This window comes from Pseudoduganella rivuli, from assembly GCF_009674485.1.
GTDB lineage: Bacteria > Pseudomonadota > Gammaproteobacteria > Burkholderiales > Burkholderiaceae_D > Rugamonas > Rugamonas rivuli_B.
The window spans coordinates 140,714-159,287 of record NZ_WKJJ01000017.1; the positions used below are offsets into that span (position 1 = coordinate 140,714).

General features: G+C 60.9%; 14 protein-coding genes. 4 read left to right on the top strand and 10 right to left on the bottom strand.

Annotated features, from left to right (window positions below):
• Positions 1-25 precede the first annotated feature (25 nt).
• Positions 26-1,828: a PhoH family protein gene (locus tag GJ700_RS24940; RefSeq protein WP_154379042.1), complete on the top strand. Its 1,803-nt coding sequence runs from the start codon at positions 26-28 to the stop codon at positions 1,826-1,828.
• Between the two features lie 51 nt (positions 1,829-1,879).
• On the opposite strand, the gene GJ700_RS24945 is transcribed toward GJ700_RS24940, so the two are convergent.
• Positions 1,880-2,656 (bottom strand): DUF4349 domain-containing protein, encoded by a 777-nt coding sequence (locus GJ700_RS24945; protein WP_154379044.1) that lies wholly within the window; start codon positions 2,654-2,656, stop codon positions 1,880-1,882.
• Between the two features lie 265 nt (positions 2,657-2,921).
• Here GJ700_RS24945 and GJ700_RS24950 point away from each other — a divergent pair, with 265 nt between their 5' ends.
• Positions 2,922-3,122 (top strand): heavy-metal-associated domain-containing protein, encoded by a 201-nt coding sequence (locus GJ700_RS24950; RefSeq protein WP_154379046.1) that lies wholly within the window; start codon positions 2,922-2,924, stop codon positions 3,120-3,122.
• Here the strand turns inward: GJ700_RS24950 and GJ700_RS35915 are convergent.
• From GJ700_RS35915 to GJ700_RS24970, 5 genes are all read right to left on the bottom strand, one after another.
• Positions 3,106-3,228: a hypothetical protein gene (locus GJ700_RS35915; RefSeq protein WP_260117385.1), complete on the bottom strand. Its 123-nt coding sequence runs from the start codon at positions 3,226-3,228 to the stop codon at positions 3,106-3,108. The genes GJ700_RS24950 and GJ700_RS35915 overlap by 17 nt on opposite strands.
• Before the next feature lie 26 nt (positions 3,229-3,254).
• Positions 3,255-4,211, bottom strand: a complete 957-nt coding sequence (locus GJ700_RS24955) for an alpha/beta hydrolase (RefSeq protein ID WP_195764010.1) — start codon at positions 4,209-4,211, stop codon at positions 3,255-3,257.
• A 102-nt stretch (positions 4,212-4,313) separates the two neighbouring features.
• Complete coding sequence (locus tag GJ700_RS24960; protein WP_154379049.1) at positions 4,314-4,847, bottom strand: hypothetical protein; 534 nt, start codon at positions 4,845-4,847, stop codon at positions 4,314-4,316.
• A gap of 15 nt (positions 4,848-4,862) precedes the next feature.
• Positions 4,863-6,026 (bottom strand): hypothetical protein, encoded by a 1,164-nt coding sequence (locus GJ700_RS24965; RefSeq protein ID WP_154379051.1) that lies wholly within the window; start codon positions 6,024-6,026, stop codon positions 4,863-4,865.
• A gap of 14 nt (positions 6,027-6,040) precedes the next feature.
• Complete coding sequence (locus GJ700_RS24970; protein WP_154379053.1) at positions 6,041-7,078, bottom strand: radical SAM protein; 1,038 nt, start codon at positions 7,076-7,078, stop codon at positions 6,041-6,043.
• A 167-nt stretch (positions 7,079-7,245) separates the two neighbouring features.
• On the opposite strand from GJ700_RS24970, the gene GJ700_RS24975 reads away from it, so the two are divergent.
• Complete coding sequence (locus GJ700_RS24975) at positions 7,246-8,760, top strand: DUF4118 domain-containing protein (RefSeq protein ID WP_154379055.1); 1,515 nt, start codon at positions 7,246-7,248, stop codon at positions 8,758-8,760.
• Entirely contained in the window at positions 8,729-9,439 is a 711-nt protein-coding gene (locus tag GJ700_RS24980) for a response regulator (RefSeq protein ID WP_229507233.1), read from the top strand. Before GJ700_RS24975 ends, GJ700_RS24980 begins: the two co-directional genes overlap by 32 nt.
• Before the next feature lie 27 nt (positions 9,440-9,466).
• Here GJ700_RS24980 and cueR read toward each other — a convergent pair whose 3' ends face one another.
• The 4 genes from cueR to GJ700_RS35640 all read right to left on the bottom strand — a co-directional run bounded on the left by cueR (position 9,467) and on the right by GJ700_RS35640 (position 18,569).
• Complete coding sequence (gene cueR, locus GJ700_RS24985) at positions 9,467-9,859, bottom strand: Cu(I)-responsive transcriptional regulator (RefSeq protein ID WP_154379057.1); 393 nt, start codon at positions 9,857-9,859, stop codon at positions 9,467-9,469.
• Positions 9,856-12,150: a heavy metal translocating P-type ATPase gene (locus GJ700_RS24990; RefSeq protein WP_154379059.1), complete on the bottom strand. Its 2,295-nt coding sequence runs from the start codon at positions 12,148-12,150 to the stop codon at positions 9,856-9,858. The genes cueR and GJ700_RS24990 overlap by 4 nt, the downstream gene beginning before the upstream one ends.
• Positions 12,151-12,268: 118 nt before the next feature.
• The gene (locus tag GJ700_RS24995) at positions 12,269-13,099 is read right to left on the bottom strand and encodes a FecR family protein (RefSeq protein WP_154379061.1); all 831 of its coding nucleotides are present in this window, start codon (positions 13,097-13,099) and stop codon (positions 12,269-12,271) included.
• Positions 13,065-18,569: a two-partner secretion domain-containing protein gene (locus GJ700_RS35640; protein WP_229507234.1), complete on the bottom strand. Its 5,505-nt coding sequence runs from the start codon at positions 18,567-18,569 to the stop codon at positions 13,065-13,067. Before GJ700_RS35640 ends, GJ700_RS24995 begins: the two co-directional genes overlap by 35 nt.
• Between the last annotated feature and the right edge of the window lie 5 nt (positions 18,570-18,574).

Consider the following 18,574-nt stretch of genomic DNA (forward strand, 5'->3'; position numbering starts at 1 on the left):
AGTTTATTTTTAGATCGAGATACTGATGCCACTGCCAAAAATGCCAAGCAAGCCAGCTACCCTGTTGCTCGCGAAAGATTATCCGAAGGCCAGCGGCGCCCGTCCCGTGCCTTTGCCCGTGGAAGAAGAGGCGCCACCCGCGCCTAAAAAAGCATCCGTGAAGGCGGTGCCCGTAGCAAAAATTGTTCAGGAAGTACCCGCAGTCAAACCCGTGCGCAAGGCTGCCGCCAAGACGGCCGCCAAGGCCGAGCCGCACGTGCACGTGCCATTAACCGAGGAAATTTCGCCGACGCCGAAAACCAAGGTGAAGTCGCCGCGCGGCAAAACACCGCCGGTCGCGGTGGAGGGCCCGCATCCGGTCAAGCACAAGGAACATGAAGTCGCCATCAAGTCGTCCTCCAGCCGCCACGCGGACCAGGCCGGCCTGACCAAGCTGTTCGTGCTCGACACCAATGTGCTGATGCACGATCCGTCGTCGCTGTTCCGCTTCGAGGAACACGATGTCTACCTGCCAATGATGACATTGGAGGAACTGGACAACCACAAGAAGGGGATGTCCGAGGTGGCCCGCAACGCCCGCCAGGTCTCGCGCACGCTGGACGCGCTGATGGCGGACACGGACGATGACGCCATCGAATCCGGCATCCAGTTGTCCAAACTGGGCAACAAGGATGCGAAAGGCCGCCTGTACTTCCAGACCAAGCTGCACATGGCGGACTTGCCGGAGGGCCTGCCGCAAGGCAAAGCCGACAACCAGATCCTGGCCGTCGTGCGTTCGCTGGAAGCGGACCAGCCGGGCCGCGCGGTGGTGCTGGTGTCGAAAGACATCAACATGCGCATCAAGGCGCGTGCGCTGGCGCTGCCTGCCGAAGATTACTTCAACGACCACGTGCTGGAAGATTCGGACTTGCTGTATTCCGGCATCGTGCAATTGCCGAACGACTTCTGGGAAAAACATGGCAAGGACATGGAATCCTGGCAGGAAAACAAGAATGGCCAGAGCGCGACGTTCTATCGCGTGACCGGTCCGTTCATTCCTTCGCTGCTGGTCAACCAGTTCGTGTTCCTGGAGCCGAACAATGGCGAAGCGCCGTTCTATGGCCAGGTCAAGCAGATCAACGGCAAGACCGCCGTACTGCAAACCCTGCGCGACTACTCGCACAACAAGAACAACGTGTGGGGCGTCACGGCGCGCAACCGCGAACAGAACTTCGCGCTGAACTTGCTGATGAACCCGGAGTGCGACTTCGTCACCCTGCTGGGCCAGGCTGGTACCGGTAAAACCCTGCTGGCATTGGCGGCAGGCCTGGCGCAGGTGCTGGAGACCAAACTGTACAACGAGATCATCGTGACCCGCGTGACGGTGCCGGTCGGCGAAGACATCGGCTTCCTGCCCGGCACGGAGGAAGAAAAAATGTCGCCGTGGATGGGCGCGTTCGACGACAACCTGGAAGTGCTGAACAAGTCCGACGGCGAAGGCGGCGAATGGGGCCGCGCGGCGACGCAGGACTTGATCCGCTCGCGCATCAAGATCAAGTCACTGAACTTCATGCGTGGCCGTACCTTCGTCAACAAGTTCCTCATCATCGACGAGGCGCAAAACCTGACGCCGAAGCAAATGAAGACGCTGGTGACGCGCGCCGGTCCGGGCACCAAGATCCTTTGCCTGGGCAACATCGCGCAGATCGATACGCCATACCTGACGGAAGGTTCCAGCGGCCTGACCTACGTGGTGGACCGCTTCAAGGGCTGGTCGCACAGCGGCCACGTGACCCTGGCGCGCGGCGAACGCTCGCGCCTGGCGGATCACGCATCCGACGTGCTGTAAGTCTTTACCGCTTCACGAAAGCCCCGCGCATCGCAAGGTGCGCGGGGCTTTTTATTTACGCCGGCGCCACAACCTGCGGCCCAACGCCAGCGCAATCGCACCGACCAGCAGCCACGGCAACAGGTAAGCGGCGCCGGTGACGACACTGGAGATGCCGCGCGACAGGTCGCTGCCAAAGTCATCCAGCGCATCGCGCACCGGGGCCCAGAACGACCGCTGGCGGCGCGCGCTGATTTGCACGTCGAGCAAATCCAGGTTCACGCGCTGCAGCAGGTGCGCATTCTGCCCCATCGCTTGCTCCAGTTCCGCCTGCACCTGCGCCAGTTCCTTCGACACCTTCATCAGCGTTTCCAGGTTGTTGCCGGCCCGGTTTTCCAACTCGGACAACTTGCGCTGGTATTGACGCAGCATGTCGAGCTGCTTGTCGCTGTCGCTGATGGCCTTGGCCAAGTCATCGACACGGGTTTCCTGGTGCGCCACATCGCCGCCGCCGGCAGCCATCTTCATCAGCGCGTCGATGCCGGCGGGCCGGGCCCGCACGCGCAGGTGGGCCGACACATCGCGTCCGCTGCTTTGACTCGATTGCAGCAAGGTGCACGTGTTGGCGGTATCGGCCGCGCAGGCGGCCACCAGCCTGGCGGCCAGCGGGCGCACGTTGTTTTCATCGGTGTCGATACTGATCGCGTGTTCGTACGCAAGGAATTTGGCGCGCGCAGCCGCAGCGACTTTCTGCTCCGCGTAAGCCGGCGCTCCCGGCGCCCGCTCCGGCTTGCTGCAGGCCGCCAACGTGAGCGCCAGCGCCAGCAATGGCGCCGTCTGTTTTGTCATGGGCAATTCCGGCAATAAAGATTTGCCAAAATAACACGAACCTGCCTCGGCAGGTAGCCTTTCAATAACCGCCGGCCTGCCATATGAACCATGAACTCCCCAGTGATCGATCGCCCATGTTCTCCAGCCCGGCCGGATGCCGGCATACCAGCCTGTCACACTCCGCAATAAACCTCAATATAACGAAAAACCATACGATAGCGATTGACCTTCCCATGCCAGGAAGGATTACATTGATGCTTTCCCCATTCAAAGGAGCACTACCATGTATGAATTCGACGTACAGGACATGACATGCGGCGGCTGCGCAGCCAGCGTGACGCGCGCCGTGCAACGGATCGATGCGGCGGCCAGGGTCGACGTCGACCTCGCGGCAAAAAAAATCAAAGTCGAATCCAGCCGCACGCTGGACGAAGTGCGCGGCGCGATTGCCGGCGCGGGATTCCCCGTTACCGGTGCGCGCTGACGCCGGCGGCGCCATGCGCCGCTCCAGCACCGCCCACCAGGCTGAGCACACCGAGCGTGCCGATCCGCGCGCCCTGCCAGCCGTCATTCGGTGGCCATGACGGCAAACCCTGGTCCAGTTGTTCTATTAGGGCTATGTTTTACCGGGAGAACGAAGAAACTGCCAGATTGTGCGTGCCACCGTTTCGTCGATTGGTATGCGCGGCTGATTGTACTGCTTCAGGCGCCCCTCCAGCGACTCGGGGGCAGCCTTCATCAAATGATCCATTCTGGGGACAACCAGTTTTTTCGCAATTGGATTAGCGGACGCCAACTCATTTGCATCTGAAACTGGAATCTGGATATCGAACTCGCCGTGTATGACAAGAACCGGAATAGTTAACTTGCCCAGTTCAGTCCGTGGATCAAATGGAAACTGGGAAATCAAATAGTTTTGGACGGCGGGTCGATAAAGCGGATACAGCTCTGTCGACACCGTTGGAACGCGTCGGCCTTGTTCAAGACTCTGCAGGATGGAATCGCTTTCGGCTGCCAACGCGGAAGGAAGTCTATTGGCAAGTTGTCTCCGCAACAGGTTGGAAAAGCGCTGGGAAGTACCCGAAATTGAAACGAATGCCGTTGCATTTGTTCCCATCACAGCCAGCATCCCTACCAAGCTACCTTCACTGTGACCAATGACGATCACTTCGGAAAAGCGCGTATCGTTCTGAAGTTTCGTTATCCAGGCTTTTGCATCACTGACGTAGTCCTCGAAACGCAATTCTTCGAGTCTGGTCATTGGTATGGCACTTTGCCCTACGCCTCGTTTGTCATATCGCAGGCTCGCTATTCCCAGTTTTTCCAGATCTTGAGCGAGAAAGAGAAGTGCATTATTAGTCGCGCCCGGGCTATTACCGTCACGGTCTGTGGGTCCGGAACCGGCAATAATAAGGGCCACCGGCCCCGGCTTTGCCCATCCGGACGGGACAAGGAGCGTGCCAACAAGCTCACCATCGGTGATAGGGATTGTTGCGACCTGCCCAAGTTGGGCGTTTGCACGGAACGATACGAAAAAAAGTACGAGTACTAAGAAAATTAATTTCAGATTCATTGTCCGCTCAAAGGTCTGCCATTCAGTGCATAAATCCGGTGACTTGATGATACAACCCTTCGGCTGCATCAAGAAGTCACCGGAATAACGTCCAGACATCGTTCAGGACGCGGCCCATGCTTCGATCTTGCGTGCCAATTCGGAATCAGCGCTTAGCGCCAGGTGCCTGCATTTGACATCACCTTCGAACGAGATTAACTGGACAGGCCACTTTGACATGGCGCAAAACATGATGTCACCGTGCAGCCCCCAAAACCAACCAGAAAAATAGCCGAATGCCGCGATGCCATTTTTTCGTGTAGAGAGGCCGAGTTGATCCATAGAGGTGATTTGCCGAATTCTGATGCCCGCGATCTCGCGACGCTCGACCACAAGTGTATAAACGCTGTGTTTCACAACAAGCGAGTCCTGAGTCATCTCAACAACATGCCGCCGTATCGTGCTTACTAACACACCGATCAGCCCGAGCACAACAGTACCAACAATTGCCATGGCCACGAGTTTGCTGGCAGCCGTTGCGTCGGGTTTTGTGGGTGCAAAGGAAACGAGAGCAACAGTAAAGAGCAACGGGACGAACATCGTTAATGCCAAGTAAAGCACTTGACGCAATGAAACCGGTATATCACTCCTGCTCACATTAAACCTCCGTTATCAGGCCTGAACGCCAATAGACTCCAAGCAAAGTTGCTTCAGTTCAAACATAATCTCGCGGCGCTGCTTGCGAGGGAATTTAATTAACTTCGCCCGCTCGGCGGCCCCTACCATTGCTTCAAGGTCATCGCCGAGGGAACGCTTCAAGGCTTCAATTGCCAAGTCGCGTCGACCGCTCAGATTCGCTGCCAACGATGCACGCTGGAGGTTTCCGATGCGATCCGTAATAACTTTATCACCTTCACTCATCGTTTCGAGTCCGGCGTAGGTGGTCGAATCCGTAACGCCCCAGATGGCCAGTTGCGAGTATACGCTGACGTATGCCGCAACATTGACCGCAGCGGCGACGTTGACCGCTGCAACGACATAAGTTGCAGCAACAACATAAACAACCGCCAGTGCTACTGCGCCAACGACAAGTTCTCCACCGCCGCCACCGCCCCAATCGCCACCGCCGCCGCCCCAGTCGCCACCACCGCCCCCCCAATCACCACCGCCACCACCGCCACCATCACAGCCCGAGCAATCCTCTTCGTCCGTTGACGGTGGGACAAACGCCTTCTGCGCAGTACCATCCTGCATCAAATCAATAATGCGGTTGATGCGTTGAGAACGCGCGTGAGAGCTTGTGACACCATTCGGGCTGGCATCAAAAATCTTTTTAAATGCCTTGTCAAAGTTCTCTTTGTCCTTCTGGAAGAACTCATAATAATAATTACTGAGTTTGGATTTCGATAACCGCTTCAAAAGCTTTTTAGTCTTCAGCACAGCCATGAAGGAATCGTAATCCGCATTCTTTACGAGCTCGCTGAGGCCGGGATCCACGGTAATCTTGAGTGCGTCCACCAAGGGATCATTGACATTAACGTACTTATCCAAGCCATAGTCGTTCAATACCTTGGCAGGGTCCCGCACCAGTGCTTGGGTAAGCTCCTTTTCCGAACCGAGGCGAGCGAAGAGCGTGGTCAAGGACTGGGTCAAGGCGCGCAGTGGAGGCGGGAATGCTTCGCCGATAGGAAGTGTCAATAACCCGTCTTTAGGGAGGGTCATTGCTCCATTGCTTAAACTTGCTGGCGTGCCAAATGCCTGCGCACTTGTTGACGTGGTGACTACTACAGGAATACCTGCGAGTGCAGCCTTGCCAAGAAACTTCCTACGATCCATCTTGCCTCCGAGTCTTAGTTTGGTTGGGAAATGCGGTCTAACAGATTCTTCATTTCATAGCGGAACATCACGTCCGGATAGAACTCCTGATAGCGTTCGCGAACAAGGCTGCGCGTCTGATCGCATTTATGCAGTCGGGCGCAGGTATCGCACATATGGTCATTTGAGATTAATTCTGGCGGCGGGTTACCACCGTACACTTTCTTAATGATTCCATCCGGACCATCCACGTGGATCCAGATTTTCATGAAATCTTTGGTTTGCGCCTCATAGGCTGCAGCCAAGCCGTTGGTGTCAAGACTTCCAATTCGCATCTCGGGAATGTGTTCATGGGTCAGTCCGCAACACGCAGAAATATTTTTATGCGGAGTAACGACCAGATTGCTGAACAGCTGGCTACATGGACTATTGGGTTTCGTGGAGGCGGATGTTCCACGATCCTTATGCTGCTCGTTGAATTTCATCCACGTGTTGATCTGGTATCGGAATCTTGACTCTCCCAGGGCGTTGAGTGCCGCAAAACGAGGATCAGCAGTGATTTCATTGAAAACCGCACTATCCTCGGCATCTTTTTCCACGGTCAGGAAGCCAAATATTCCTTGGCTCACAGCATCAGTCATTGCATTCAAGACTGCATCAATGCTGACAAACTTTGCATGGTCGCGGCCGGTACTAATATTAATTTCCTTGAGCCCACTCTCACGCAATCGTTTAGCTGTGATCGCCGACTTATTCTTGGATGCGCCCCAATAGCCGTTGGAGACAATCCGCGTACCAAGTCCAAGCTCTGTGGCAACGCGTATGGATTCAAAAAGATCGTCGCCAATCATGACGCATTCGCCGCCGCTAAACACCACGTGTCGCAGCGAACTGAAATTCCGGTGAGCAGTTTTTATGGAGTCAACAATTTCTTCGAGGGTCAGCCGTTCGCGGATATCGGGATTCGAACCAAAGCAACACTGTTCACAAGCGGCGGTACAGCGGTACGTAGGCAGGATGGTGAGTGTTGCAGGCCCTTGCTTTTCAATGCTGATTTGGGTGGAATTTGCCATTGGTATATGTTTTCCAAAAGAAATATTTGCAAAAATTATAAATTTCTCCTTTGACAAAAAAACTATCCAAATGTCACAATTGTCAAATCTATATACTTTCTTAATAACCTTTCTGCACGCGGCGGACCGCGTACTTCACTTGCACTTGAGATGAGAATCGAAGTTTGATGTACCAGACATTGAAACGACCGCCTGCCCTGACGCTCTTTCCGGGCATCACCAGGAACGTTGTGATTCCGTTGGCTGCAAGTGCCGCCGTGACGCTCGTTGCCGACATTACGCGGGGGAAGGTACTACCCGAGAACCTGGTGCTGCTTTATCTGCTGCTGGTTCTATCCATCACCGTGAAAATGGGGCGGGTAGCGGGATTTATTTCTGCATTTGTTTCAGTGCTCTTGTACGATATCGTCCTGGTGCCCCCATACCACTCACTCAGCGTGCACAACAGCCAGCATTTGCTGACATTTATGCTGATTCTGGCCGTATCACTAATTACTAGCCACTTTGTGGAAGGTATCCGCACTCAGCATCGTCTGGCGATGGAACGTGAACAGCAGGCCAACGTCTTGCGCGAAATGTCGTTGGCGCTTGCGGCGGCAACGGACCTCGAGGCCGTTTGCGCCGTCGGCGCCGCCTATGCCGGGCTTATGTTTGCCGGCGTGTCTTCAGTTTACGTAGAAGATGCCTGCGGGCGACTTAAACCTGTATGCCAGTCAAACGGCGATGGCGATCAGCTGGCGGGCACGGTAACCATTGCTGAAACACTGATGGGGGATGGCTCCGCCAGGCATCACCGCCCACTTTACTGCGCTGGAGTTTACTATTTCATGCTTCGCATGCCGGCAGGCACGCGCGGCGTTTTAGTGCTGCTGCCCACTGGGCGCTGCCGTCCCTTGTCGCTTGCTGAAGAACGCTTGGGGCAAATTGCAGCCGAACAGCTGGCCATGGCAATCGAACGTGTCCGTATTTCCGATATGGCCACTAAGAGCAAGTTGGATGCCAAGGTCCAGCGATTCAGAAATTCCTTGTTAAATAGCGTATCGCACGATTTGCGCACCCCGTTGGCGGCCCTCTGTGGCTTGAGCGGCCAGTTGCAGGCGCATGGCGAAACGGCTGGCGGCTTGGCGGAAGCGATTCATCGGGTTGCCCTGCGGCTGGATGGCATGGTCAGTAACCTTCTGGATTTCGCACGTTTCAATCAGGGGCGCATCGAACTTCGGCTTGAATGGCAACTGATCGATGAGGTCTTCGGCAGCGCGATCGCACAGCATCGCGAACATGGCGGCAGGCTACCTATCGATTCAGCGGTGCACGGTAGCACCGCGCTTGTACGATTCGATGCCGTGTTAATCGAGCGGGTCTTATGCAATCTGCTGGAAAATGCGGAGCGCCATGCGAAAGGCGCGACGCGTATCGAGCTTAAGGCGGTCTACCGATGGCGCAAGTTGATTATCCTCTTAAGCGATGACGGCGCCGGGATTGCACCGGATGTAATCGCCATACTCGAGCAGTCGGCAGGCATTCGCAGCGATGCGCAAACCGGCTTAGGGCTGTCTATTTGCAAATCCATTATCGACGCCCATGGCGGCATCTTGCGGATCACGCGCCGGCACGCCGGAGGTACGCGGGTTGCATGCATCATCCGCATCAATGAAACCCCAACATTGGATTTTGATGTGTAATTCTCAAGTTCTGATCATTGAAGATGATCTGGATGTGCGACAGGCTCTGAGTTCGGCATTAGCCGGAGCCGGCTTAACCATTAGCGCTGCAGAAACCGGGACAATGGGGCTGGCTTTACTCCGGGAATGTAGTCCTGACGTCATCTTGGCCGATTTGGGGCTGCCTGACATGGAAGGCAGTGACCTGATTACAGACTTGCGGGCCCGCAGTGCGGCGACGATCATCGTCGTTTCGGCTCGACACCATGAGACCGAAAAGATCGCAGCACTGGATCACGGTGCGGACGATTATCTGACGAAGCCGTTTGGCGTCGGCGAACTGCTCGCGCGCGTACGCGCCCATCTTCGTCGGAAGCAGACCGCGAGGACAAACACGGCAAATGAAGTGACGTTTGGTGAAATCACCGTAGATTTCGCAACGCGGAACGTGTTTCGTTCCGGCCGCCCGGTGCATTTGACGCCGATTGAGCTGAAGTTGCTCTCCATCTTGACAGCAAATGAGGGGCGCGTCCTTACCCACGCTGAAATGCTCAGGCAGGCCTGGGGGCCGGCCTATGAAGAGCGTCCGCAATACCTGCGGATCCATATGGCACATCTGCGACAAAAGCTGGAAGAATCGTCCACGCAGCCCCGCCACTTCCTGACTGAGACAGGTGTCGGCTATCGCTTCAGGCGATAATTCGGGAGCTCAGCCGGGGGTAATGCGTCACTCGCCTTCCGCCAGCGAGCCCAGGATCGGGCAATCGGGCCGCTGGTCGCCGCTGCAACAGGCAGCCAGCGACGCCAGCGTATCGCGCATTTCAGTCAATTCGCGGATGCGGGCATTGAGTTCGTCCACGTGGGCGCCGGCGATGCGTTTGACGTCCGCGCTGGCGCGCTCGCGGTCTTGCCACAGCGCCAGCAAATCCCGTATCTGTTCCAGTGCAAAGCCCAGCTTGCGCGCGCGGCGGATGAAGCGCAGCGTGTGCACGTCATCCGGCCCGTACTTGCGGTAGCCCGCGTCGGAGCGCGACGCCGCCTTCAGCAAGGCGATGCTTTCGTAATAGCGGATCATCTTGGCGCTGACGCCGGACGCCTGTGCCGCCTGGCCGATGTTCATGGCTTTTCCTTGGGAAGGGTGGGTTTCCAGCGCCGCAGCAACAGCGCATTGGCCACCACGCTGACGGAACTGGCCGCCATGGCGGCGCCTGCCACCATCGGGTTCAGCAAGCCGGCCGCCGCCAGCGGGATGCCGGCCAGGTTGTAGACGAACGCCCAGAACAGATTCTGGCGGATCTTGCGCACGGTGCGGCGCGAGATATCGATGGCGCCCGCCACCAGCGCCGGATCGGCGCGCATCAGCGTGATGCCGGCCGCGTGCATGGCGGCGTCGGCGCCGCCGGACATGGCGATGCCGACATCGGCCGCCGCCAGCGCGGGCGCATCGTTGATGCCGTCCCCCACCATCGCCACCACGGCGCCGCCTTCCTTCAGTTCGCCGATGCGGCGCGTCTTGTCGGCGGGCAGCAGCCCCGCTTCCACCACCTGCACCGGCGCCTCCTGCGCCACCAGGGCGGCCGCCCCCGCGTTATCGCCGGTCAGCATGACCGTGGCGATGCCTTGCGCATGCAGCGCGCGGATCGCGCCGGCCGCCGTCGGCTTGACGGGATCGGCAAAGGCCAGCAATCCCAGCAACTCGTGGCGGGCGCTGTCGGCCAGCCACGACACGGTATGCCCGCCCTGCTCCAGCTCGGCGGCGCGCGCGGCCAGCGGCGCCAGCGCAATATGATGTTCCTGCATCAGGCGCGCGCTGCCCAGCAACAGCGGCATGCCTTCCACGCTGGCCGACAGGCCGCGCCCCGGCATCGCCGTCACGCCAACGGCGGCCGGCACGGCGATGCCGCGCTGCGCGGCCGCCTGCACCACGGCGCGCCCCAGCGCATGTTCGCTGCCGCGCTGCATGGCGGCCGCCAGTTGCAGCAGACGCTGGCGCTCGGCGCCATGCGGTTCCAGCGCGGCCAGCACCGGCTTGCCTTCGGTCAGCGTACCGGTCTTGTCGAACACCACGGTGGAAATGCGCTGCGCCAGTTCCAGCGCCTGCATGTCCTTGACCAGGATGCCATGGCGCGCCGCCGCGCCGGTGCCGGCCATGATGGCGGCCGGCGTGGCCAGCCCCAGTGCGCACGGACAGGCAATCACCAGCACCGCCACCGCGTGCATCAGCGCCAGTTCCGGCTCCGCGCCTGTGTACCACCAGCCGCCATAGGTCAGCCCCGCCAGCACCAGCACCACCGGCACGAAGATGGCGCTGACCTTGTCGACCAGCCGCTGCACGGGCGCCTTGGCGCCCTGCGCGTCTTCCACCAGGCGGATAATCCGGGCCAGCACGGTTTCCGCACCGATCGCCGTGGTGCGCACCAGCAGCAAGCCTTCGCCATTGATGGCGCCGCCCGTCACCCGTTCGCCGGGGCCGCGCGGCACCGGCAAGCTCTCGCCCGTGATCAGCGCCTCATCCACGTGACTGTCGCCTTCGAGCACCACGCCGTCGACGGCAATGCGCTCGCCCGGCCGCACCACCACCACGTCGCCCACCGCCACCTGCGCCACCGGCACATCCGTTTCCACGCCGGCGTTGCGCACCCGCGCCATGTCCGGCCGCAGCGCCTGCAGGGCGTGGATGGCGGACAGCGCCTGCCGCTTGGCGCGCGCTTCCAGCCATTTGCCCAGCAAGACCAGCGTGATGACCATCGCGGACGCCTCGAAATACAAGTGGGCATGCGCGTGCGCATAGCCCAGCGCGGTTTCGGCCCGCCATATGTGATAAACGCTGGTGCCGTAGGCGGCGCTGGTGCCCAGCGCCACCAGCAAATCCATGTTGCCGCCGCCGGCCAGCAGCGCGCGAATGCCGGCCTTGTAAAAGCGCGCGCCAAGGATGAATTGCACCGGCGTGGCCAGCAGCAATTGAAGCAACGCCAACGTTTGCGGCGACACCAGCAGGCGATAACCGAACCAGTCCGCCACCATCGGCGCCATCAGCGGCAGCGACAGCAACGCGGACCACAGTACGGCGCCGCCGCCCGCGCCGCGGCGGGCCAGGGAGGCATCCGGCGCGGCGGTTGCCGGGGAAGCTTCCTGCGCGGCCACGCCAAAGCCGGCCTTGTCGAGCGCCGTGCGCATGGCGTCCAGCGCCAGCGGCGCGGTCGATACGACCCGCGCCTGTTCCGTGGCCAGGTTGACGCTGGCGCTGGCCACGCCGGGTACGGCGGCCAGCGCGCGCTCCACCCGCGCCACGCACGACGCGCACGTCATGCCTTCGACGCCGAAGGTCAGCACGTGCGGTGGCGACGCTTGCAATGGATGTTCTGCTTTCAAGGCTTGCTCCTGTGATGCCTGTATCTTTAACCATCCCATGATGGGAAGGTCAAGCGACTTTGTACCACAGTTTCGAGGAGGAAAGCACCGGTGCGCCAGGACGGCGCACCGGGATGTTGCTATGGGGAGTCAGGCGGGGGCAGCCGAGGTCGGCCGATCAGCGGACTTCACAATCCACGGCGTTCGATTTCGCCGGCTTGTTGGCGTCGCTCGACTGCGTGGACGAATTGAACACCGGCGGCGGCGTGAACTTCAGGCCGGGATTTTGCGGCACGATGACCGGTGGCGCCTTGAAGTTTGGGGTGAAGCCGAACTGGCCCGCATTGAAGGTCTGGGAACCTGCCGTGTTGGTCACATTGATCAGGCCGTCCAGCACGTGCACGTACAGCCCGGGCGCCAGGCTCGGCGCCTTGGGCACGTTCAGTTGCGCCATTTGCAGCGGCGCGATCGGCGGGGTGTCACCCAGGCCGGCCGTGCTGGCGTTCAGGTACGCCTGCAACGAAGCCAGCGCCGTATCGTCGCCAGGAATATAGTCGACGATGAAGGTGGTGCCGCGGATACCGATGGTGGCGGCCGGCGTCTTCAACGCAAACTTTTCCTTGTTGCGCTTGCCCAGCAAGCCGCTGACCGAGCGCATGCCGCCCTTCAACAAGTTGAAGCTGGCGCTGTCGCCATCGGGCTTGGCGTTATCGAACGCAAAGTTGTCGATGGTGAGCTGGGACGCCGGCTTCAGCGTGATTTCACTGTTGTCGATGAATTTCACCATGGCATAGGTGTTTTTCTCCGTCACCAGCGTATCACCGCTCTCGACTTCCGATTTCAGCGACAGGATCTTCACCGCGCCGCTGGCCTTCTTGGCCAACAGCGGCCCGCTCAACTGGGTCACCGTGCCGGCCACCTGGGCCGCCATTGCAAACGAGCAGCTGAGCCAGAACGCGATCAGCAGCAGGGCTTTAGTTGCAATACAGTTTTTTGACAGGTTGTTCATTTTTTGTCGTTCCCTTGTCGGCTGATTTGGATTCCTTTGTTTCTTCCTTCGCCGATTTGTCATCCGGCGAGGTCGATGCTGCTGCCGGTCCTTCCGTCGGTGCGGCGGTAGGGACCGGATCCTTCTTGACGACTTCTGTTTGCGCCACCTGCGGCAATACGTCGTTGACCACCGTGATCACCTGCGTGGTTGCCACTGTCACCGGCTTGTTCGGCTCCGAGACGGTTGGCGGCGACAGCACGGCGCACAGGGCTGAATTCGGACTGATGACGCAGATGTCCGTCGCCGGCGGCACCGTCGGGGCCTGCGTCGGCGCCTGGGTAGGCGCTTGCGTCGGGGCCTGGGTCGGTGCTTGCGTCGGCGCCTGGGTAGGGGCTTGCGTCGGCGCCTGGGTAGGCGCTTGCGTTGGCGGTTCCGTCGGCGGCGCTTGCGTCGGCGCCTGGGTCGGCGCTTCGGTTGGTGCTACCGTCGGCGCTACCGTCGGCGCAACAGTCGGCGCTTGCGTCGGTGCGACAGTCGGCGCTACCGTTGGCGCCACGGTCGGCGCCACGGTAGGTGCCTCCGTCGGTGCAACGGTTGGTGCGACAGTCGGCGCAACCGTTGGCGCAACCGTTGGCGCCACGGTCGGCGCTACCGTCGGTGCGACGGTAGGAGCCACTGTCGGGGCCACAGTCGGCGCTTCCGTCGGCGCAACGGTAGGTGCGACGGTTGGCGCAACCGTCGGCGCCACGGTCGGCGCAGTGGTCGGATTGGTATTCATGTCCGAGATCTGCGTCAGCTTGCCCGGCGCGGCCTGCACGGTGGCCGACGTGACGCCGGCAATCGTGGTGCCGGCTGCCAGCTTGATGAAGCCGGAAGTCGATTTCACTTGCGCCGATGCGGCAAAGGTCAGCGCGTCGCTGCCTGACGTGCTGGAACTGGCCGTCAGGTCGATATCGCCGCTGACGGTTTCCACCGTCCCGTCGATGGTCAGCGGGCTGTGCGCCGTAAGGGCAATCTTGCCGCTGTCGGTCTTCACGACACCGGTGCTGTCGACCACGGTGGCGCCATGGTTATTCAGGGTAATCCCGCCGCTATTGCCGTTGGCAACCCTCAGCTTGTAGACCGTCAACTGCCCCGCATGCGCGGTCACCGGATTGCTATCGTAATTGTGGTTGGTGATATTGATCGGGCTGTTGCCGGAAGCCGCCGTGCTTTCCGCGCTCAATTGCGAAACGTGGGTTTCCAGCGCCGTGCCGCTGGCGCCGATACTGCCGGTGGCAGTCATATCCAGCGCGTCGGCAATAATATTGCTGGCGCCCTGCAGGATATTCCCCGTCACCTTCAAGGTCACCTTCCCGCCGTCCGTATACAGGCCGCCGCTGGTCAGCGAGCGGGCATTGGTGAATTCCAGGTTGCCGCCCGACAGGACGCCGGTCAGCGTATCGACATTGTTCGCCTGATTCAGGATCACGTTGCCGCCGAAACCACTCAGTGACAGGTTTTGCACGGTGATCGGCGCAGTCTGCGTCATGCCGCCCGATGTCGGCATGAGGTGCAGGGTCGGCGTATTGGGCAGATTCACCGCCCCGGTCACACTGACACCATTGCCACCACTGATGACGAGGCTTTCGGACGGGCCGGCGCCGCTCAGGTTCAGGGCGCGGATTTCAACACTGCCGCCAGCATAGATGGTCAGGTCTGGCGTGGTGATGGTGCGCAGTTCCGTATCCGACAAACCTGTTACCGTGGCGGCATCCGTCGCGCCACTGCCCAGCACCAGCGAACCGGTGGCAAGCGACGTGATATTGGCGCCACCGGTAGCCTTGATCGAACTGCCGCTGGCCAGGTTGGCATTGGCGGCCAGCAGCGTCAATGTCCCGGTTTGGATCGCACCGCTGTTCTGGAACGCACCGTAAGCATTGATGCCCAGCGTATCAGGCACCGTCACGGCGCCGGTCACGGAGACGCTGTCCGCGAACACCGATACCTGGCTGCCGCTGTAGGAAGGCGTGCCGCTCAAGTCCAGTGCGCCGATCGTGATGCTGCCGCCGGCGTGGCTGTTGGAGATCGACAGGCTGTTGGTGGAAATTTTCTTGATGTCGGCATCGGTCAGCGCCATGCCGCCCTCGCCCGCCGCGGCGCCCGCGCCAATGGCAATGACGGAGGCATCCCGCGCATTGATCGACACGCCGTCAGGCGCAACGATCGCCCCGCCCGAGCCGATGGAAAAACGCCCGGTCTGGGTGATGACGGAGTCCGTGGTCAGTTTGGCATTCACCGCAATGTTGCTGCCGGTCAGGATATTGACCGACCCTGGTACGGTGACAACACCGGCGAAGGTCACGTTGCCGGTCGGCCGCATCACCAGGTCGCCGATGAGATGGCTGGCAGTGGACATGTTCATGTCGTTGAACGTCACGTTGCCGCCCTGCGTGTTCAGGTTCAGGCTGTCCCCCGTCAAGGTTCCCAGTTCCGCCGTATCGACGCCCAGCGTACCGGCGGCGTCGGACGCGCCGGCGCCGATCACCATCGAATTGCCGGACTTCGACGCGATGGTGACGTCGCCCGTTCCGGTATTCGTCGTGGAACCCGTGGCCAGCGCCAGGTTACCCGCCGTGTACGTCACCGCATCGCCTTTGACGGAAGCGCCCGATTGCAGCGTCACCTCATCGCCGTCCAGCGAGACAGAGCCCGCGTGGATGGCGGCCGTTGCCGGCGTATCGGAATTGCCGACCGTGATGGCGGACGTCGCGGTCACGGAAACCGAACCGGATACCGCCGTCAGTGGCTGGCGGATATTGACACCGGACGCACTGATCGTGATGGCATGGCCGTTGTCTGCTGCGAGGCTGACACCGTCGACACCCGCAATGGAGGTCACGTTCAGCGCCCCTGTATTATTGAAGAGGAACGTACCGCTGCTGGCCGAGCCGGCCAGGTTTTGCACGACGTTTTCGTTCGGCAGCGCCACGGTGCCACCGACTGCCAGGAGCCTTGGCGCTTCGATCAAGGCCACCTGCGAAATCATCCCGTCGGACATCAGCGCCAGGGTATCGCTGACTTTCACGCCCGCTTCCAGCGAAACGGACGACCCGGCCAGCAGCACTTTGCTGATGCCCGTCGATGCCAGGTCCAGCGCACTGGTGACGCGCAGTTTGCCGCCGGACTTGTCGCCGATATTGATTTCCGGCGCATTGATGGCGCGCACTTCGTCGGCCGACAGCGCCAGCGCAACGGACTCCGACGTGGGAACCGCGCCCAGCACGACAACCGTATCGGACGACTGCGCCGACAGCTTCACCGTGCTACTCGCCTGCACGGTATTGGCCGTGCTGCCCAGGTCCATGTTATCGGCACGCAGCAGCACATTGTTGGCCTGCACGCCGCCGCCGCTGCCAAACGCGATGTTCGCCGTGCCGCCATAGGCGCCCGCATACACGGTGCCGGCGGAGGTATCGGCTTTGACCTTGGCGTTGAAGCGGATGTCGCCCGCGTTTTCAAAGAACACGGCGCGCACGCTGGAGGACAAATCCACGTCCTGTCCCACCGTGATGCCGCCCGATGCGCCCGCGCTGCCGATATTGATGCCGTACGCCGATACGTGGCCCAGGTCCGAAGGCGTCAGGCCCAGGCTGGAACCGGAACGCGAGGCGCCAATGGCGATCGGACGGCTGGCGGTATAAGGCGTCAGCGACACGGTGGTGTCGCCGGCCGTGCCGCCGCCATCCACGCTGCCTTCGATCGCCATATTGTCGGCAATGAAGGAATACAGGCGGTCCGACGCCGTGGCCGATCCGGTAATCGAGCCCATGCTGCCGATGGCGATACGGCCGCCGGCAACGTCCGCACGCAAGTCGACCGCGCCGGCGCCGACGTTGACGCCGCCCTGGACGGTGATTTGGGCGCCGCTGGCCTTGAAGGCGCCGCCGTTGGTGGCCATCGCCGCATGGACATTGACGGCGCCACTGCCGGTCGCATATTCACCGTAGTTCGCTTGCAGCGTGATGTCGCCGCCCTGCGTGGTGACAGCCGCGCCCACGTTGATCGAGCCGCCAGCCTGCGCCGTCAGCTTGACGCCGGACTGCGCGACATCGATGGCGGAATTGATATCGATATTGCTGCGCGCCTGCAAGGCGATGTCGGACGTGGCCGTGTTCAGCTGCGTCGGATTGACGGTGGTGACGCCGGTCGCCGCGCCGGCATTGAAGGTCTTCACATCGTTCAGCGTATTCGGTCCGGTGTGCGCCGCATCGATGGCGATGCTTTCCGGGTCCAGCAGCCACAGGCCGTTCCTGCCGCCGGCCGCGCGGGTATCGATGCGCGCGCCCGCCACGTCCAGGTAATGGCCGGACGTTTCCACCAGGCCGCCCTGTCCCTGCGCCCCGCCCTGCGCGGAAATGGCGCCATGCACGCGCGTGGCGTCGTCGCCCCAGACGATGACTTTGCCGCCCTGCCCGGCCGCCGCGGTGGCGTCGGCATGGATCGCAGCATCGGCCGACACGAACGCCTGCAGCGCATTCGGCACGGCCGCCCCTTTACCCTGATAGTCGCCGCCAACCAGCACGGTCCCGCCGGCCGCGCCGCTGGCATCGACCCGGGCGTTGCCATTGAGCGCCACCTGCCGGCCCAGCAACTGGATGTCGCCGCCCTGGCCCGCGCTGTTGGTGGCGGACGTCGCGCTGCCCTGCTCCAGCAAGGTCGTGCCCGATGCTTTCAAAACAATCTTGCCGTTCTCGCCCCGTACCGCGCTGTTGGCGTTGACCACGCCGCGCTGGTTGACCAGCGCGCCATAAATGCCGACACGCCCGCCGGACGCCAGCACCTGCCCCAGGTTCAGCGCCTGGTTGGCCGGAGCCGACACCACCACCTGCACCGACGGATCGCCGGAATCGACCAGCTGCACCGAGTGGCCCGCCGCCAGCACGATCTCGCCCTGTGGCGACGTGATGACGCCGCTGTTTTCCACATCCGCCGCGATCAGGTACACATGGCCGCCGTTCGGCGTCACGATGGCGCCCTGGTTGACTACTTTGCCCCCGCCGGTCCCGCTGAAGTTCTTTTTACCCGCCAGGAAATCGCTGTCCTGGATCGACAGCGTGGACGCTACCAGGCCGTTTACGTCGACCCGCGCATCCTTGCCGAACAGGATGCCGTTCGGATTGACGAGATAGACCTTGCCGTTCGATTGCAGCGCGCCCAGGATCTGGCTGGGGTCCTGGCCGACAATGCGGTTCAGCACGCGGCTGTCGCTGCTTTGCTGGATGAAACGCGTGACCTCGTTCGGATTGATGGAAAACGCTTGCCAGTTGATGATGGTGTTCGGCGTGTTCGTAATCGTGAAAACGTTGCCCTGCTGGTTGAACAGGGCCTGGCCAGCCATCACCTGGGGCGCCATCGGATTGGCCTGGGCTGCGCCGTAACAGGCGGCGACCATGACGGCCAGCAGTTTGCGCTTGAGGGTCAGCGGCGGGAAAAACTCTTTCTTCATTCTGT